The sequence below is a fragment of the Halopseudomonas sp. L-58 genome, from assembly GCF_056859475.1.
The window spans coordinates 34,882-50,909 of record NZ_JBSXON010000043.1 but is presented as its reverse complement, the minus strand read 5'-3'; the positions used below and the strand labels follow the sequence as shown (position 1 = coordinate 50,909).

Below are 16,028 nucleotides of genomic sequence, written 5' to 3'. Positions count from 1 at the left end.
AGGGATCCTGTTCTTATTCTTCGTGGAAGTCGTACTTGCGATCGAGCTGGTTCATCTTCCAGACGTACACGAAGATGAGCACCACGAAGGCGTAGATGGAACCCTGCTGGGCAAACCAGAACCCCAGCGGGAAGCCGAAGAACTGGATGGCGTTGAGCTGGTCTACGAACAGCACGCCGGCACCGAAGGAAACCACAAACCAGACGACCAGCAGGGTCAGCATGAGTTTGAGGTTTTCACGCCAGTAACCGCGCGCTGCCTCTTCTTTTGACATGGACATTAGCGTCTCCATTGTTGTTGTTATTACGCCAGTAACGGTAGCACCGGGATGCGCTGGTGAAGAGTAAGACTTTGGTAGAACGGACGTTCAGGATCGCAAAACAAAACTTTGAAAACACATAAACTTATAAATATAAAGCACTGATTTTTATTTTCTTTAATAAATAAAGAAATAAAAATGACCAACCTATTAGACTAAAGACACGCCCTGGGCAGTAAGCCTTGAATACACGGAAAACGCCCACACTGGCAGACATCGTCTAGAGTGAAGGAACACCACTGGAGCGGAGACAGCCATGAAACGCGTTGCTTTGTTGCTCACCAGCCTGTTTCTTTCGGCTCAGGCCATGGCGTTGTCGCTGTCCGACCTTACCCAACAGGACACCGCAACCGCCATGAAGGAGGCGCTGACCCAAGGCGCGCAGCTGGCCGTCAGCGAACTTGGCAAGCCCGGCGGGTTCAGCAACAACCCGGATGTGCGCATCGAACTGCCCGGCAAGTTGGGTAGCGCTGCACGCTCGCTGAAAATGATGGGAATGGGGAACCAGATCATCGCGCTGGAAAACAGCATGAATCAGGCCGCAGAGGCCGCGGTGCCCCAGGCGCAATCCATTCTGGTCAACGCCATCAGCCGGATGAGCCTGACAGACGCCAAGAGTGTCCTCACCGGCGGTAACGACTCGGCAACCCAGTATCTCGAACGCAGCAGCCGGGAAGAAATTCGCGCCCTGTTCCTTCCGGTGGTAAAGCAGGCCACCGACCAGGTTGGCGTAGCCCAGCAATACAACGCATTTGCCTCTCAGGCAGCAGGGTTTGGCGTTGTCGACGCCAACGCGACCAGCGTCGAGACCTACGTCACCGAAAAGGCGCTGGACGGCCTGTTCGAGATGATTGCCCAACAGGAAGCAACTATTCGCAGCAACCCGGCAGCGGCAGCCACCAGCATGGCACGCAAGGTATTCGGCGCTCTGTAATGCGCGACAGCCTGGCGTTATACCCGATTGCCGCTTGTCCTATTCGGTAATCACGCACATGGCCTTCAGCTTGACGAATCTGCTGCCGGCAGTGCCCTACCCGATAATGGATACGCAGACCGTAAAAGCTCCGTTCAATATCAGACCCGGCCACCAAGATGGCCTGCCAACCGCTGCATCGCAGCAGTGGTCATTTCGTAAGTAAACTCATTACTGGCAATCGGGTGTGAGGCGGTCCGAACAACAGTCAGCTCCACCGCCGGATTGATATGTATCAGTTGCCCATGCACCCCCATGGCTTCATACACGCCATCGGCGTTGTGACTGATCCACCACTGGTTGTGATAGGAGTAGCCGTCCATGCCACGCCGGCCAAAATCGGCAAAGGCTTCGCGATCGGCGCCGCGCTGCAAATCCTCAATGATTGCGGCGGGAATGATCTGCTGGCCGTTCCACCTTCCGCCGCTGCGCATCATCTCGCCGAACCGGGCGAGATCTCGCAAAGTCGCATTCAGCCCCGCACCAGCCCATTCGGTACCCGTCGGGTCGAGCAGCAACAGCGCGTCCTCCTCTGCCCCCAGTTTGCTCCAGATGCGCTCACCAATATGGGTCGCCACATCCTTGCCGCTGGCGCGGCGAATCAGCCAGCCCAGAACCTCGGTGTGAACCGTGCGATACGCGAAATAACGGCCGTGCTCGCGGGCTGCACCGATGGTCGGCAGGTAGTCATAGAGACGGGTTGGACCGGCCCATTGCGGTGACTGGGTAATGCCCGCGGCCAGGCCGTAGTACTTCACATCCGAGGTGCCGTCAGCGTAGACCTCGGAGTACTTGATGTCCGCTGTCATATCCAGCACCTGCTGAACGCTGGCACCACGCCAACCGGAACTGGCCAGTTCAGGAATCAGGTCAGTCACCTGGGCGTTCGGATCCATAACGTCCTCGGCGATCAGCATCGCCGCCACCAGACCGGTGAACGACTTGGTCACCGACCAGAGCATGTGCGGGCTGAGCGGATCGGGCTGATTGGGATACTGCTCATAGATCACCTTGCCGCGGTGCAGAATGATGCAGGCGTCCGCATAGCTACACGACAGAAACTCGCTAAAGTCGATTTCGCTGCCGTCATTCAATGTGATACTGAGCGCGTCGATCTGAGCGGTCAGATCGGCACCGCGAGGCAACTCACTGGTAGCACCACTGCCACGCCTGATCTGACGTGAGGGCACAAGCTCGCGCATATGCTGGAACGCCCAGCGCAGCTTCGGGTACTCGACCAGGTAGTTTTCGCGGGTAACCAGCTTCTCGGGGGCCGGCGGAAAGCCCTCCATAAAACCCAGCAGCTCATAGCGCACGGTATCCGGAGCGGGGAGATCGGGTGCCACATCGGCAGCGGCATGCAGGCGACGCCCCATACCCGGTTGAAAACCATGAAAGTGTGTCATTGGGCTGTCCTGTTTTTGTTGTTTGAGCAGCCCCTCACGTTAGGAGGTCGGTGTCAGTGCAGCAAGCATCCCCTGCTGAACGCTATGTTCCATCATTCATCCGATATGATGCCCGTTGCTTCGCTATTCAATGTGCATCCTCCTTGGGCGCTGCAGACAAATAGTCGGCAAAAGCATAGGCAACAACCGGCAGTTGGCGGTTCTGCAGCGAGGCCAGCACCAGATTGGCCGCCGGAAAGCCCCGGTCGGCGATTTCGCGGCTGACCAGTTCCTCACCCGCCAGCGGCACGCCAATCTGGATCTGAAAACTCAGCGCTTGCTCATAGCGTAGATAGCCCAGCAGAAATTCGAAGCTGTTGCTCTCAACCAGTGCCCGCAGCTTGATCGAACGCCGTGCCAGATAGGTATCCAGCAGCTGGCGGCCGGCGGTTTCCCGGCTGGGCAGCACCACAGGGTAATCTAGACACTGTCGCAGACTGATGGCGCCCGGCTGGGCCGCCAGCGGATGGTCTCGGTGCATGACCACGCACAGCGGCTGCACCAGCTCATGCATGCGCTGGATGTCGGTCTCCGGGGTGAGATGAAAGATCAGCGCCAGATCAGACTCAAAGCTGCGCAGCGCATCCAATGCCCGATGGTGATCGCCCACCTGGACCTGAAACTCCACCAGCGGATGCTGCTGGCGAAAGCCGGCAATACGCTTGGGCAGGTAGCTGCCGGCTGCCGCCTGGCTGACCACGATACGCACACGACCACGGCGCAGGCCCTGCAGGTCTTCAATCTCCGAGCGCACCTGCTCCAGATGCGCGGCGCGGCTGCGGATGTACTGCACAAACAGCTCACCCGCCGCGGTCAGGCGCATGCCCCTGGTCAGGCGCTCGAACAGCGGCGTACCCAGCTCATCCTCCAGATCCTGAATACGCCGATTAACCGCCGAGGGCGCCACGTGCAGACGCTCGGCGGCCTGGCGAATCGACCCCACCCGGGCCACTTCATCCAGATAGTGCAAAAAACGCAGGTGGTTCATAGCTTCTCCTGAGCACCGTCACAGTGCAGCAAACCGCACAGCATGAGTGCAGCCGGTGCCGCGCGATCGCACCCGCCATCCATGCATACCTCACCCAGACCGCCGCCAAGCCCGAGCCCTTGAACTGGGCGCGCAGCAAGTCGATGACCGGCAAGCCGCCCGGTATATGTGCTGCAGCATAACCGTTGCCGAAACGGCAACGCAATGCACGTTAAAAGGTGACATTTGATAGTCACCGATGGCATGTGTACTGCATCGTCTGCCAGCATGAAAAAGACCACCGACGACACCGAGGCCTACGGCCCTCACCCGGACAATGCCTGGCACCGACACTACGGTGTGACAAGCCTGCTGCGTCCAGCCCATACCCCGCAGCCGCTGCTGTTCGGCAGTGATCAGGGCAACCTGGAGCTGGACATCAGCACCAGCGCCGTGGTCGTGGTCGACATGCAGAACGACTTCTGCCACCCCGAGGGCTGGTTCGCGCAAAAAGGCGCCAGCATGCGCGCCACCCGGCGCCCCATCGCACCGCTGCGCAAGCTGCTGCCAGCCTGGCGCCAGGCTGGCGGGCGCGTGGTCTGGCTCAACTGGGGCATCCGCGCCGACCGCCTGAACCTGCCGCCGGTGGTGCACTTTGTCGGCAAGCGCGGCGCGGGCGAGGTGGGCTATGGCGAGCACTCGCCGATCGACCACGGCCCGGCACTGGTGCAGGGCAGCTGGGGCGCCGAGGTGATCAGCGAACTGCCGCCCGAGCCCGCCGATATTCAGGTCTGCAAACACCGCCTGAGCGGCTTTTGGGATAACGAGCTGGACAGCATCCTGCGCGGCCAGGGCATCACCAGCCTGCTGTTCGCGGGTATCAACACCGACCGCTGTGTCTTTTCCACCCTGCAGGACGCGGCCTTTCTCGGCTACGACTGCGTGCTGCTGCGCGACGCCTGCTCTACCCCATCGCCGGCCTACGTCAGCCGCGCCATCCACTTTCTTGTTGCGCAGTGCCACGGCTTTGTTGCCACGGCCGCTGCGCTGAATACCGCCATCGCATCACACCATCAGGAGTCTTGAACATGTCAGCAAAAATCCGCCGGCCACGTCTGGCCAACACCCTCACAGCCCTTAGCCTCGGCATGGGGCTATTCGCCGCCGCCAGCGCGCAGGCCGCAACCGATATCGATCTGGTTCTGAACTGGAAATACGAAGGTGCCCAGGCCTGGTTCTTCCTAGCCGAAGACAAGGGCTACTTCAAGGAGCACGACCTGAACGTCACCATCGATCAGGGCGAAGGCTCTGCTGCGTCCATTCCGAAGGTCGCCTCTGGTGTCTACGACGCGGGCTTTGGTGACACCAACGCGCTGATCCAGCTGGCCTCGACCCAGCCTGAGCGTGCGCCGGTGGGCGTTTACATGATCTACAACACCCCGCCGTTCGTGATTGCGGTCAAGAGCGACAGCCCGATCACCGAGCCGCAGGATCTGGAAGGCAAGATCGTCGGCGCCCCGGCTAACGACGCCGCCCTGAAGCTGTTCCCGGCCTTTGCCGAGATGACCGGCATCGACCAGTCCAAGGTCACCATCAACAACATGGCGCCCAACCTGCGTGAGCAGTTGCTGATGCGCGGCCAGATTGACGCCGCCTTCGGCTACATCACCACCATCAGCTTCAGCGCCAAGGGCATGGGCATCAACCCGGACGAGGAACTGCGCTTTATTCGCTACGGCGACCACGGCATGGACCTGTACTCCAACTCGATCTTCTTCTCCCAGGAGTTCATCGCCGAGCACCCCGAGGCCGTGCGTGGCTTTGTCGCCGCCATCAACCAGGCCATTCAGGACGCCGTGGCCAACCCCGAAGAAGCCATCGACGCGCTGATGCGCCGCGAGCCGCTGCTCAACCGCGCGGTCGAGACCGACAAGATGCTGACCACCGTGCGCAACGACATGAGCCACCCGGAAATCGCCGACATCGGCCTGGGTGACGTCAGCGACGACCGCCTGCAGCAGAACATCGACATCGTGGTCAAGGCCAACCAGCTGGAGAACGCACCGGCCCCGACCCAGATCTTCGACCGCAGCTTCCTGCCGGCCCGGGCAGACCGCCCGAGCGAACTGTGAGCGACGGGAGATACTGATGAATCTTGATCTGCAGGACAAAGTCGTTGTCATCACCGGCCCGGCCAAAGGTATGGGCCGGGCCATCACCCTCGCCTTCGCCCGCGAAGGTGCCCGACTGGTGCTGGCCGGGCGCGATCTGGACGCCATCGCCCCAGTCGCCCGGGAAGTCACCGAGCTGGGCAGTGAGGTAGAAGTAGTGCGCTGCGACATGACCCGCAGTACCGATGCCGAGGCCCTTGCGGCCGCGGCACTGAACTGCTTCGGCCGCATCGACGTGCTGGTCAACGTGGCCGGCGGCTCTGGCCCGATCGGCAAGACCGGCTGGGAGACCACCCAGAGCGAGTTCGATGAGATCGTTCAGCTCAACATGACCGGCTGCTTCAACACCATGCGCGCAGTGATGCCCGCGATGATCGAGCAAGGCAGCGGCAAGATCGTCAACGTTGGCGGCACCTTCGGCATGCGCGGTCGTGCTGGCCGCATGGCCTATTCCGCCTCCAAGTGGGGCCTGCGCGGCATCACCAAGAGCTTTGCGCTGGAGGCCGGCCCGCACGGTATCAACGTCAACTGCGTCGCCCCCGGCATGGTTGACGGCCCGCGCTTTCGCGACAAGGTGTGCGCCAACATGGCCGCCCAGCTGGATATCAGCCCGGAGGAAGCGGCCACCCGCCACGCCGCCGACTACGCGCTCAAGCGCGTTTCCACCGACCAGGACGTTGCCAATGCCTGCCTGTTTCTCGGCAGCGACGTCTCCCGCCAGATCACCGGCGTCGACCTCCCGGTCGATGGCGGCTGGGCCATGCTTTAGGAGTATTTGATGAACCAAGTTGACCTGCTGATTCGTGGTGCCCGCGTGGTATCAGACCACCAGATAATCGAGGCATCCGTTGCCATCGACGGCGAGAAGATCGTTGCCGTGGGCCGCGACGAGCTAATGCCGTCGGCACGCGAAGTCGTCCAGGCAGACGGCCTCTATCTGCTACCGGGCGCCATCGACAGCCATGTGCACTTCCGCGATCCGGGCTACGCCCATAAGGAAACCTGGAAGACCGGCTCGGCGGCTGCCGCCTGCGGTGGCGTGACCACCGTGTTCGACATGCCCAACACCAACCCGCCGACCGGCACTATCGAAGCCCTGCGCATGAAGCAGAAAGCGGCCGAATCCTCTTACGTCGACTACGGCATCCACGGCCTGTTGGGTGACGACACCGTCGGCCATCTGGAAGAGCTGATCGACGCCGGCTGCACCAGCTTCAAGGCCTTTGTCGGCAATACCTTCGGCAACCTGCCGGCGCCCACCGACGGCGCACTGCTGGAAGGCTTCGAGAAGCTGGCGCCACTGGGTATTCGTACCGTGGTACACGCGGAAAACTCGTCCATTCTCTCCCGTCGCCAGAAGCGCATGCAGGAAGCCGGGCGTATCGACGCCCTGGCGCACCTCGCCGCGCGCCCGGTGGTGGCCGAGATCGAGGCCATCGGCCGCGTGCTGACCCTGGCCGAGTGGACCGGCGCGCGCGTGCACATTGCCCACCACAGCGCCGCCGACTCGCTGTTTCTGATTCGTGAAGCCAAGCGCCGCGGTGTGGACGTGACCGTTGAGACCTGCCCGCAGTACCTGCTGCTCAACACCGACCATAGCGACCGGCTGGGCGGCATCCTGCGCCTGAACCCGCCGATCCGCGAACCCCGGCACAACCAGCCGCTGTGGGATGCGCTGATGGACGGCACCATCGACATGATCGCCACCGACCACGCGCCGCACGCCCCGGAAGAAAAGACCCGGGAGAACATCTGGGAGTGTGACTGCGGCTTCCCCGGCATCGAGACGCAGATGGCGCTGATGCTCACCGAGGTGAACCGCGAGCGCGCCAGCCTGATGGACTACGTGCGCTGGAGCTCCGTCAGCCCGGCCAAGGCCTGGGGCATCTACGGCACGAAGGGCGTGATCACCCCCGGCGCCGATGCCGACATCGCCATTGTCGATATGCAGCGCAGCGGCATCCTCTCGGAAAACCAGCTGCACAGCACCAGCAAGATCTCGCCCTGGCATGGTCGCCCGGTCAAGGGCTACCCGCTGCATACGCTGGTGCGCGGCAAGTTCGTTATGCGTAACGGCGAACTGGTCACCGAGGCCGCTGGCTGGGGCCGTTCGGTCAAAACCATCCAGCAGATGCCAACGCCGCGTCCACAGAACACCGAGCACTACACCAGCGCGATCCTGAGTACACCCGAGGGTGTGCGCCCGACCGCAGAGCCGCGGCGGTGAGCCGCTGGCCCATGACAACCCCGGCGCTCGACGCCGGGGACGTGCAACAGGAGCAACCCATGACTGACACCCCATCAGCCAGTGCCCAGCGCCCGATGATTGAGCTGTCCGACGTGACCGTGCGTTACGGCGGCAATGTCGTTGCACTGGACAACACCACCCTGCGCATCGACAAGGGCGATTTCGTCGCGCTGGTCGGTCCCAGCGGCTGCGGCAAGTCCACCATTCTCAAACTGGTCGCCGGCCTGCTGGAACCGACCGCCGGTGCTGCGATTGTCGGTGGCCGTGAAGTAGGCGCCATTGGCAGTCACGCCAAGCGGCTCGGCCTGGCCTTCCAGAACCCAACCATGCTGCCGTGGCTGAGTATTCTGGATAACGTAATGATCCCGCTGAAGATCGTCGAGCCGTTCCGCCAGGACTACCGCCGCAAGCGCAAGGGCGAGTTCCGCGAACGCGCCGAGGCACTGCTGGAGCAGGTCGGTCTGGCCGGGTTTGGCAACAAGCGGCCCTGGCAGCTGTCCGGCGGCATGCTGCAACGGGCGTCGTTGTGTCGAGCGCTGGTGCATGAGCCCGACATCCTGTTGCTCGACGAGCCTTTCGGCGCACTCGACCAGTTCACCCGCGAAGAGCTGTGGGACACCATGCAAGACCTGTGGATCAACCGCCGACCGACCGTGCTGCTGGTAACCCACGACCTGCGTGAATCAGCCTATCTGGCCAGCCGCATCTGCGTCATGAGTTCACGCCCCGGCCGCATCATCGAAGACCAGCGCGTGACCTTCGCCCGACCGCGCACGCTGGAATCCAGCTATCAGCCGGACTTCACCACTCTGGTGCAGCAACTGCGCATGAGCATTGCCGAGGCGCGTTCCCCCGGCAGCACGCAGAGCTCCGAGGCCCGCCGTCCGCTTGAAGAGGTATCCGTATGAACAAGCCCATGCCGCGCTGGCGGCGCAACCTGCTGTCGTTCTCCGCGATGATTGGTTTTTTTCTGCTCTGGGAAGTGCTGTGCCGCCTGCTCGGGGTTTCCGAGCTGGTACTGCCGGTACCCAGCCAGATCGCAGCAGTGCTGATCGACAAGATGCCGATCCTCTGGCCGCACACCCAGCAAACACTGATGACCACCCTGATCGGCTTCTTTCTCGGTGTGTTTATTGGCCTGCTGATCGGCGTGATCATCGGCTCCTCTCGGGTCGCCTACGACATCGCCTATCCGCTGCTGGTCGGCTTTTCCAGCATTCCCAAGGTCGCTGTGGTGCCAATCTTCGTGGTCTGGTTTGGCTCGGGCACCATCCCGGCGATTCTGACCTCGATGGTCATCGGGATCTTCCCGGTGGTGGTCAACGTGGCAACCGGTCTGGCAACCACCGAGCCGGAGCTGGAAGACGTGCTGCGCGTACTCGGCGCCAAGAAGCGCGACATTCTCTGGAACGTCGGCCTGCCGCGCACCCTGCCCTATCTGTTTGCCTCGCTGAAGATCGCCCTGACCTCGGCCTTCATCGGCACCGTGCTGGCAGAAACCGTGGCCTCCAACAAAGGCATCGGCAACGTAATGATGATTGCCAGCGGCAACTTCGACGTACCCCTGGTGTTCGCCGGCCTGTTCATTCTGGCTGCCCTGGGCGTCGCCCTGTACTCCGTCTCGGCACTGCTTGAAAACCGTTTCACCAGCTGGACCCAACGTGGAAAAGGCTCGGAGGCCGCATGAACCGCAATCCATCAATTAACAGCATTGCCGTGTTTTCCGGCTCCAACTTCGGCAGCCATGAGGACTACATCGAACAGGCCAAGAAACTGGGTCAGGCGATTGCCGAACGCGGTCAGACCATGGTTTACGGCGGCACCACCAAGGGCCTGATGGGCGTGGTGGCCGATGCTGCGCTGGACGCCGGCGGCGAGGTCATCGGTGTCATCACCGAGCGCCTGCGTGAGCGCGGCCACCTGCATCCGGGCCTGACCCGTCATGAGGTGGTCTCCGGTATGCGCGAGCGCAAGGCACGCATGGCCGAGCTGGCCGATGCCTTTGTCGCCCTGCCCGGCGGCCTCGGCACGCTGGAAGAGCTGTTTGAGGTCGCCACCCTGACCCAGCTGGCCGAGCATCAGAAGGCGCTGGCCTGCCTCAACGTGCGCGACTTCTTTGCCCCGTTGCGCGCCTTGCTGCTGCACGCCACGACCGAAGGTTTCATGAAGATCGAGCACTGCGACATGCTGATTCTTGAAGCCGACCCGCTCAAAGCGCTTGAGCAGATCGACCAGTGGCAAGCGCCAACCGTCACCAAATGGATCGGCCAGCCCGGCTCCTGACCCAAGGAAACCCTATGACCCGCATCAAGATCAGCGCCGGCGGCTTCGACTTTGTTGCCGAATGCCACCCCGACGCCCCCGACACCGTTGCTGCCTTTCTCAAGCTGCTGCCCTACCGCCAGAAACTGATCCACGTACGCTGGAGCGGTGAAGGCGCCTGGGTGCCGCTGGGCGACTATCAGCTCAAAAACGGCGAGCAGCCGATCGGCTTTGAAAACCACACCAGCCACCCCTCGGTTGGCGACGTGCTCTTCTATCCCGGTGGTTACAGCGAGACCGAGATCATCATGGCCTACGGCGCCTGCAGCTTCTCCAGCAAGCTCGGGCAGCTGGCCGGCAACCACTTTCTGACCATCATCGAGGGCCGTGAGAACCTGCGCGCCCTCGGCCTGAAGACCCTCTGGGAGGGCGCTCAGGACATCAGTTTCGAACTCGTCTGATCCATCTGACCGGACCTATTTGAAAAGGTACTGCCCATGAAAACGCGCGTCACCCGTCTGAGCGCCAGCTCGCCAGACGACATCTCTACCCTGGCCCAGGCCATCAGCAACGGCCAGATCGACCCCACCCGCGTCATTGCCGTGCTCGGCAAGACCGAAGGCAACGGCTGCGTAAACGACTTTACCCGCGCCTTTGCGACCAGCACCCTGCGCCGTTTCTTTGCCCAGCAACTGACCCTGTCGGAAGCCAAGGTTGAGGAGCGTATTGCCTTTGTCATGTCCGGTGGCACCGAAGGCGGTCTGAGCCCGCACTGGCTGGTATTTGAAGTCGACAGCAGCGAGCAGAACGCCGATTACAGCCTGCCTGGCCTGGCGGCCGGCGTTGCCTTTACCCGCGACTTCAAACCGGAAGAAATCGGCCGCCTGGAACAGGTCATGGAGACCCGCGACGCGGTACGCCGCGCCATGGCAAGCGCCGGCATCGAGCGCGAAGATGATGTGCACTTTGTGCAGATCAAATGCCCGCTGCTGACCGCCTCGCGCATCAGCGAAGCGGCCTCGCGCGGGCACACTACTGCCTGCCACGACACCTACGAGTCGATGGGCTATTCGCGCGGTGCCTCAGCACTGGGCGTGGCCGTAGCGCTGGGCGACCTGACGGCAGAGCAGCTGAGTAACGAAAAGATCTGCAGCGACTGGTCCCTCTACTCCACCCGCGCCAGCACCTCGGCCGGTATCGAGCTGCTGCGTAACGAAGTGCTGGTGCTGGGCAACGCCGCCGGCTGGGACCCGGCCTACCGCATCGGCCACGCGGTCATGGAAGACGCTCTGGATACCGCCGCCATCGACCGCGCCCTGGCCAGCATGCCCGGTGGCGCGCAACTGACCATCACGCCCGACAACCTGACCGGCCTGCTGGTCAAGGCCGAGCCCTCAGCGTCAGGTGAGATTCGCGGCAATCGCCACGTGATGAGCGACGACAGCGACATCAACGGCTCGCGCCACGCCCGCTCGCTGGTTGGCGGCGTACTGGCCGGCAGGCTCGGCGACACCCGGTTGTTTGTGTCTGGCGGCGCCGAGCATCAGGGGCCCAACGGCGGCGGCCCGCTGGCGTTGATTCTGCACCCGTAAAGCTGCGCTAGAAACGACAAAGCCCCGCAGATGCTGGGCTTTGTTGTACTCGCTAAAGACTGTACTTCAGCCGGCGCGATAGCTGCGCCGGGCGGCTTCCAGCATCGACAGGCTGATCTTGTGCACCGACTGGCGGCTTTGTTCGATATGCGTGCAGAGCAGGCGCTGAGCCACATCGCGCTGGCGTTCGAGCAGGGCCTGCAGAATCAGGGCGTGTTCTTCGTAGGTTTTTTCGATGCGCTGGGCCTGATAGAAATCCAGACGACGCACGATACGGATGCGCTCGCACACTTCCTGATGCATCCGCGCGGCCTCACCGTTGCCGGCAATGCGCACCAGCTCGCAATGAAACTGTTCATCCAGCTCGGCCATGATCTGCATGCCGTCTTCGCGCTGATCGGCCGGCACCATCCAGGTAGCGCAGAGCGGCTGCAGCCGGTCTTGGATATCGGCGGCAGCGCAGAGCCTGTCCAGTGCCGCGCACTCCAGAGTGATACGTACCTCGTACAGCTCATCGATTCGTTCAAAGTCCAGCGGCTTGACCGACCAGCCCCGGCGCAGCCCCACCTCCAGATAGCCTTCGCGCTCTAGCCGATACAGCGCATCGCGCACCGGCGTACGTGAGACCTGATAGCGCTCGGCTATCTGGTTCTCGCTGAAGCGGTCGTGGGGCAGCAGAACAAAGTCAAAGATGTCCTGCTTGACCCGCTGGTATACCTGATCGGCCAGGGAAACTGCCTGCAGTTGCGCCATGTGCGCTTATTCCTGAAGAGAAGACAGATCGATACTGACATGCGCGGCAACCACCTGCCAACGCCCGTCAATTCGCGCCCAGGTCTGCATCTGACGGCCAACGCGGGCGGTCTCGCCGTCGCGGAACTGGGTGCTGACGGTGGCGTAATCCTCACCAAAGGTGCTGACCACGGTGTTGTAGAGTTCGCGGCCGGGGCCAACCGGCACGCACACCCGGCGGTAATCGGCAATCGCCTTGGCGCCGTAGAGGTTCTCGGCCACGCCGTAGCGCACGGTATGTTCGCTGTCCCAGAAGTAGTGGTCCAGGGTGTCCATTTCGTTGACCAGTAGCGCCCGCTCGTAGTCGATAAAGGCCTCGGTGACTTCACGCACGACGTAGGGCAGGTTTATTTCAGTCATTACTCACTCCAAGGCTTGCCTGCAGCTGCTGCAGGTGGGCAACACGGCCAACAATCCCGCCTTGGGCGGTAATCATGGCCAACGTTGCCTGTTTGAATTCGGGAAAATAGCTCTCTGTCGCCTCATCGATCAGCAGGCAGCGATAACCGCGATCTTTGGCCTCACGCATGCTGGTCTGCACACAGACTTCGGTGGTCACACCAGCAAAGATCAGGCTGTCGATACCCTGCTGTTGCAGTCGCTCGTGCAGGCCGGTGGCGTAGAACATGCCCTTGCCCGGTTTGTCGATCACCCACTCGCCGGCCAGCGGCGCAACCGCTTCCAGAATCTGGTTGCCCGGCTCGCCACGCACCAGAATTCGGCCCATGGGACCAACATCACCAATCTGTATGCCAGCCGGCCCACCAGCGCGCTTGGCGGGTGGGCAGTCAGACAAGTCCGGCAGGTGCGACTCACGGGTATGAATCACCAGCAGACCGGCTTGTCGCGCGATGTCCAGCAGCTGCTGCACCGCCGGGATGATAGCCGCGAGCGGTGTGACATCGTTACCCAGCGCCGCACCAAAGCCGCCGGGTTCGATAAAGTCGCGCTGCATGTCGATGACCACCAGCGCGGTACGCTCGGGGTCAAAGGCAAAGGTGTCGGGTACCGCTGTTACCTCAATCATCCTGCCACCTGCTGAGCCGCTTGCTCGGTACCGGCCATATAGCGGCCAAGCACCTGACGCTCGGCCGCTGCGGGGACGGTTTCGTGGTTTATTTCGCCGTCGTGGATAACCAGAATCCGGTCCGATAGCTCCAGTAGTTCATCCAGGTCTTCGCTGAGCAGCAGCACGGCGGCGCCACGGTTGCGCGCCTCCAGCAGGCGCCGGTGAATCAGCGCCACAGACGCAAAGTCCAAGCCGAACACCGGGTTGGAAACGATCAGCACCGCTACATCCTCGGTCAGCTCGCGGGCCAGCACGGCGCGCTGCACGTTGCCACCAGACAGCGTGCCGATGGGCCGGTCCGGATCATCCGGGCGCACCTGAAAGCGGCTGATCAGCTCGCGCGCGCGCTCCCGAATGGCCCGGCGGTTGATCAGCCAGCCACTGCGGCACAGCGGAGCATGGTCGTAGTCACGCAGGGCCAGGTTCTCCGCCACGCTCATGCCAGCGATGCAGGCGTTGCGTAGCGGCTCTTCCGGCAGGCTGTAGACCTTTTCCCGCTGCATTTCGACGCGGCTGGCAGCGTAGGGCCGGCCATTGACGCGCACCTCACCCGAGCTGGTCGGGCGTTGGCCAAGCAGGGCTTCGGTCAGCTCGCGCTGGCCGTTGCCGGAAATGCCGGCGATACCGACGATTTCGCCCGGTAGCACCGACAGCGAAACGCCCTTGACCGCTAGGGTGCCACGGTCATTGGCAACCTTCAGGTTACTGACCTCCAGCCCCGGCGTGCGCTCGGCCAGATACTCCACCCGCTCCAGCGCAGTCTGTTGTTCGCGGTTCTCGCCCATCATCCAGGCTGACAGCTCGGCCTCGTCGGTATCGGCCACCGCCTTGCTGCCGACCAGTTTGCCGCGCCGAAGCACCGTGACGTCGTCGGCAAAGCGCATGACCTCACCAAACTTGTGGGTGATCATCAGCACAGACAGCTCGCCGGCATGCGCCAGTTGCTGCATCAGCCCCAATACTTCCTCGGCCTCCTGCGGCGTCAGTACCGAGGTGGGCTCGTCGAGAATGATGAACCGCCGATCCAAATACAGCTGCTTGAGGATTTCCAGTTTCTGCTTTTCGCCAGCGGCCAGCGAGCTGACCGCGCGCTCAACATCCAGCTTGAACGGCATGCGCGCCATAAAGGCCGCCAGCGCTGCGCGCTCCTGTTTCCAGTCAATCGCCCAGGGCAGCTCGCCGCGCGAGAGCACCAGGTTTTCCGCCACGCTCAGGCCGGGGGCGACGGTGAAGTGCTGGTACACCATGCCGATGCCCAGCGCGTGCGAATCACGGGGCGAGGCGATGCTCTGCTCCCGGCCGCCCACCAGCACACTGCCCTCATCCAGCGGGCCATAACCGACGATGCCCTTGACCAGCGTGCTCTTGCCCGCGCCGTTCTCACCCAGCAACGCGTGGACAGTGCCGGCACGGACCTGCATGGAGACGTCATCCAGCGCGCGAAAGCTGCCAAATACCTTGCCAGCGCCGATGGTTTCCAGACTCAGGGCGCGCATAGTCACCCCCGCTTGAGGCAGTCGAGCAGCATGGCCGAATCGCCAATAGCGCCAAACACGCCGCCCTGCATCTTGACCATGCTTAGCGCCGCCAGGTGGTTGGCGTGATCGGTCGCGCCGCAGCAGTCTTCCAGCAGGATGCACTCAAAGCCGCGGTCGTTCGCTTCACGCATGGTGGTGTGCACGCAGACGTCCGTGGTGATGCCGGCCAGAATGATGTTCTCGATGCCACGGGTACGCAGGATCAACTCCAGATCCGTGGCGCAAAACGAGCCTTTGCCCGGCTTGTCGATAATGATTTCGCCGTCGATCGGCGCCAGCTCCGGGATGATCTCCCAGCCCGGCTCCCCACGTACCAGAATGCGCCCGCATGGGCCGGTATCCCCGATACCGGCGCCAATGCGCTGCGAACGCCAGCGCTTGTTCGCCGGCAGATCAGACAGATCAGGGCGATGCCCTTCACGGGTGTGGATGATCCAGAAGCCCTGCTCGCGCAGCACCTCCAGCACCCGACTGATCGGCTCGATCGGCGCGCGGGTCAGCGACAGGTCGTAGCCCATCGAGTCGACATAACCGCCCTTGCCGCAGAAGTCGGTCTGCATGTCGATCACGATCAGCGCAGTGTTCTCAGGCGTCAGGTTGCCGTTGTAGGGCCAGGGATAGGGCGCAGACTGCAGATAACGTTCGCTCATGG

General features: G+C 62.5%; 18 protein-coding genes. 10 read left to right on the top strand and 8 right to left on the bottom strand.

Annotated elements, in window-relative coordinates; genetic code table 11:
- Positions 1 to 13: 13 nt before the first annotated feature.
- Complete coding sequence (locus AC13EY_RS04685) at positions 14 to 280, bottom strand: DUF4212 domain-containing protein (protein ID WP_088274190.1); 267 nt, start codon at positions 278 to 280, stop codon at positions 14 to 16.
- A 295-nt stretch (positions 281 to 575) separates the two neighbouring features.
- Here AC13EY_RS04685 and AC13EY_RS04680 point away from each other — a divergent pair, with 295 nt between their 5' ends.
- Positions 576 to 1,253, top strand: coding sequence for a DUF4197 domain-containing protein (locus AC13EY_RS04680; RefSeq protein ID WP_482875971.1), 678 nt, complete (start codon positions 576 to 578; stop codon positions 1,251 to 1,253).
- A gap of 140 nt (positions 1,254 to 1,393) precedes the next feature.
- Here AC13EY_RS04680 and AC13EY_RS04675 read toward each other — a convergent pair whose 3' ends face one another.
- Together AC13EY_RS04675 and AC13EY_RS04670 are read right to left on the bottom strand one after the other, a co-directional pair.
- Positions 1,394 to 2,698, bottom strand: a complete 1,305-nt coding sequence (locus tag AC13EY_RS04675; protein ID WP_482875972.1) for a serine hydrolase domain-containing protein — start codon at positions 2,696 to 2,698, stop codon at positions 1,394 to 1,396.
- Between the two features lie 127 nt (positions 2,699 to 2,825).
- Positions 2,826 to 3,725 carry a LysR family transcriptional regulator gene (locus AC13EY_RS04670; RefSeq protein ID WP_228244859.1) on the bottom strand — a complete coding sequence of 300 codons (900 nt, stop codon included), beginning with the start codon at positions 3,723 to 3,725 and terminating at the stop codon, positions 2,826 to 2,828.
- A 267-nt stretch (positions 3,726 to 3,992) separates the two neighbouring features.
- On the opposite strand from AC13EY_RS04670, the gene AC13EY_RS04665 reads away from it, so the two are divergent.
- Genes AC13EY_RS04665 through atzD form a run of 9 tightly spaced genes read left to right on the top strand, consistent with a single transcriptional unit; the run spans position 3,993 to position 11,977 of the window.
- Positions 3,993 to 4,790, top strand: coding sequence for a cysteine hydrolase family protein (locus AC13EY_RS04665; protein WP_228244858.1), 798 nt, complete (start codon positions 3,993 to 3,995; stop codon positions 4,788 to 4,790).
- Between the two features lie 2 nt (positions 4,791 to 4,792).
- On the top strand, positions 4,793 to 5,836 hold the full coding sequence (locus tag AC13EY_RS04660; RefSeq protein ID WP_228244857.1) for an ABC transporter substrate-binding protein: 1,044 nt from the start codon (positions 4,793 to 4,795) through the stop codon (positions 5,834 to 5,836).
- Positions 5,837 to 5,852: 16 nt separating this feature from the next.
- Positions 5,853 to 6,644 (top strand): SDR family NAD(P)-dependent oxidoreductase, encoded by a 792-nt coding sequence (locus tag AC13EY_RS04655; RefSeq protein ID WP_228244856.1) that lies wholly within the window; start codon positions 5,853 to 5,855, stop codon positions 6,642 to 6,644.
- Positions 6,645 to 6,653: 9 nt separating this feature from the next.
- Positions 6,654 to 8,102 (top strand): allantoinase AllB, encoded by a 1,449-nt coding sequence (allB, locus tag AC13EY_RS04650; protein ID WP_228244855.1) that lies wholly within the window; start codon positions 6,654 to 6,656, stop codon positions 8,100 to 8,102.
- Positions 8,103 to 8,161: 59 nt separating this feature from the next.
- Entirely contained in the window at positions 8,162 to 9,031 is an 870-nt protein-coding gene (locus tag AC13EY_RS04645; RefSeq protein WP_228244854.1) for an ABC transporter ATP-binding protein, read from the top strand.
- A complete protein-coding gene (locus AC13EY_RS04640) occupies positions 9,028 to 9,810 on the top strand; it encodes an ABC transporter permease (protein ID WP_228244853.1) in 783 nt (260 codons plus the stop codon). The genes AC13EY_RS04645 and AC13EY_RS04640 overlap by 4 nt, the downstream gene beginning before the upstream one ends.
- Entirely contained in the window at positions 9,807 to 10,406 is a 600-nt protein-coding gene (locus tag AC13EY_RS04635) for an LOG family protein (protein WP_228244852.1), read from the top strand. The genes AC13EY_RS04640 and AC13EY_RS04635 overlap by 4 nt, the downstream gene beginning before the upstream one ends.
- Before the next feature lie 14 nt (positions 10,407 to 10,420).
- On the top strand, positions 10,421 to 10,846 hold the full coding sequence (locus AC13EY_RS04630) for a DUF3830 family protein (RefSeq protein ID WP_228244851.1): 426 nt from the start codon (positions 10,421 to 10,423) through the stop codon (positions 10,844 to 10,846).
- Positions 10,847 to 10,882: 36 nt separating this feature from the next.
- Positions 10,883 to 11,977 (top strand): cyanuric acid amidohydrolase, encoded by a 1,095-nt coding sequence (atzD, locus tag AC13EY_RS04625; protein WP_228244850.1) that lies wholly within the window; start codon positions 10,883 to 10,885, stop codon positions 11,975 to 11,977.
- A gap of 66 nt (positions 11,978 to 12,043) precedes the next feature.
- On the opposite strand, the gene AC13EY_RS04620 is transcribed toward atzD, so the two are convergent.
- The 5 genes from AC13EY_RS04620 to biuH are packed head-to-tail and all read right to left on the bottom strand — an operon-like array spanning position 12,044 to position 16,026.
- Positions 12,044 to 12,730, bottom strand: a complete 687-nt coding sequence (locus AC13EY_RS04620; RefSeq protein WP_482875973.1) for a GntR family transcriptional regulator — start codon at positions 12,728 to 12,730, stop codon at positions 12,044 to 12,046.
- Between the two features lie 6 nt (positions 12,731 to 12,736).
- Entirely contained in the window at positions 12,737 to 13,129 is a 393-nt protein-coding gene (gene hpxZ / locus AC13EY_RS04615; RefSeq protein ID WP_482875974.1) for an oxalurate catabolism protein HpxZ, read from the bottom strand.
- Positions 13,122 to 13,796, bottom strand: coding sequence for a cysteine hydrolase family protein (locus AC13EY_RS04610; RefSeq protein WP_482875975.1), 675 nt, complete (start codon positions 13,794 to 13,796; stop codon positions 13,122 to 13,124). Before AC13EY_RS04610 ends, hpxZ begins: the two co-directional genes overlap by 8 nt.
- On the bottom strand, positions 13,793 to 15,334 hold the full coding sequence (locus AC13EY_RS04605) for an ABC transporter ATP-binding protein (protein ID WP_482875976.1): 1,542 nt from the start codon (positions 15,332 to 15,334) through the stop codon (positions 13,793 to 13,795). The genes AC13EY_RS04610 and AC13EY_RS04605 overlap by 4 nt, the downstream gene beginning before the upstream one ends.
- A gap of 2 nt (positions 15,335 to 15,336) precedes the next feature.
- Positions 15,337 to 16,026 (bottom strand): biuret amidohydrolase, encoded by a 690-nt coding sequence (biuH, locus tag AC13EY_RS04600; RefSeq protein WP_482875978.1) that lies wholly within the window; start codon positions 16,024 to 16,026, stop codon positions 15,337 to 15,339.
- Between the last annotated feature and the right edge of the window lie 2 nt (positions 16,027 to 16,028).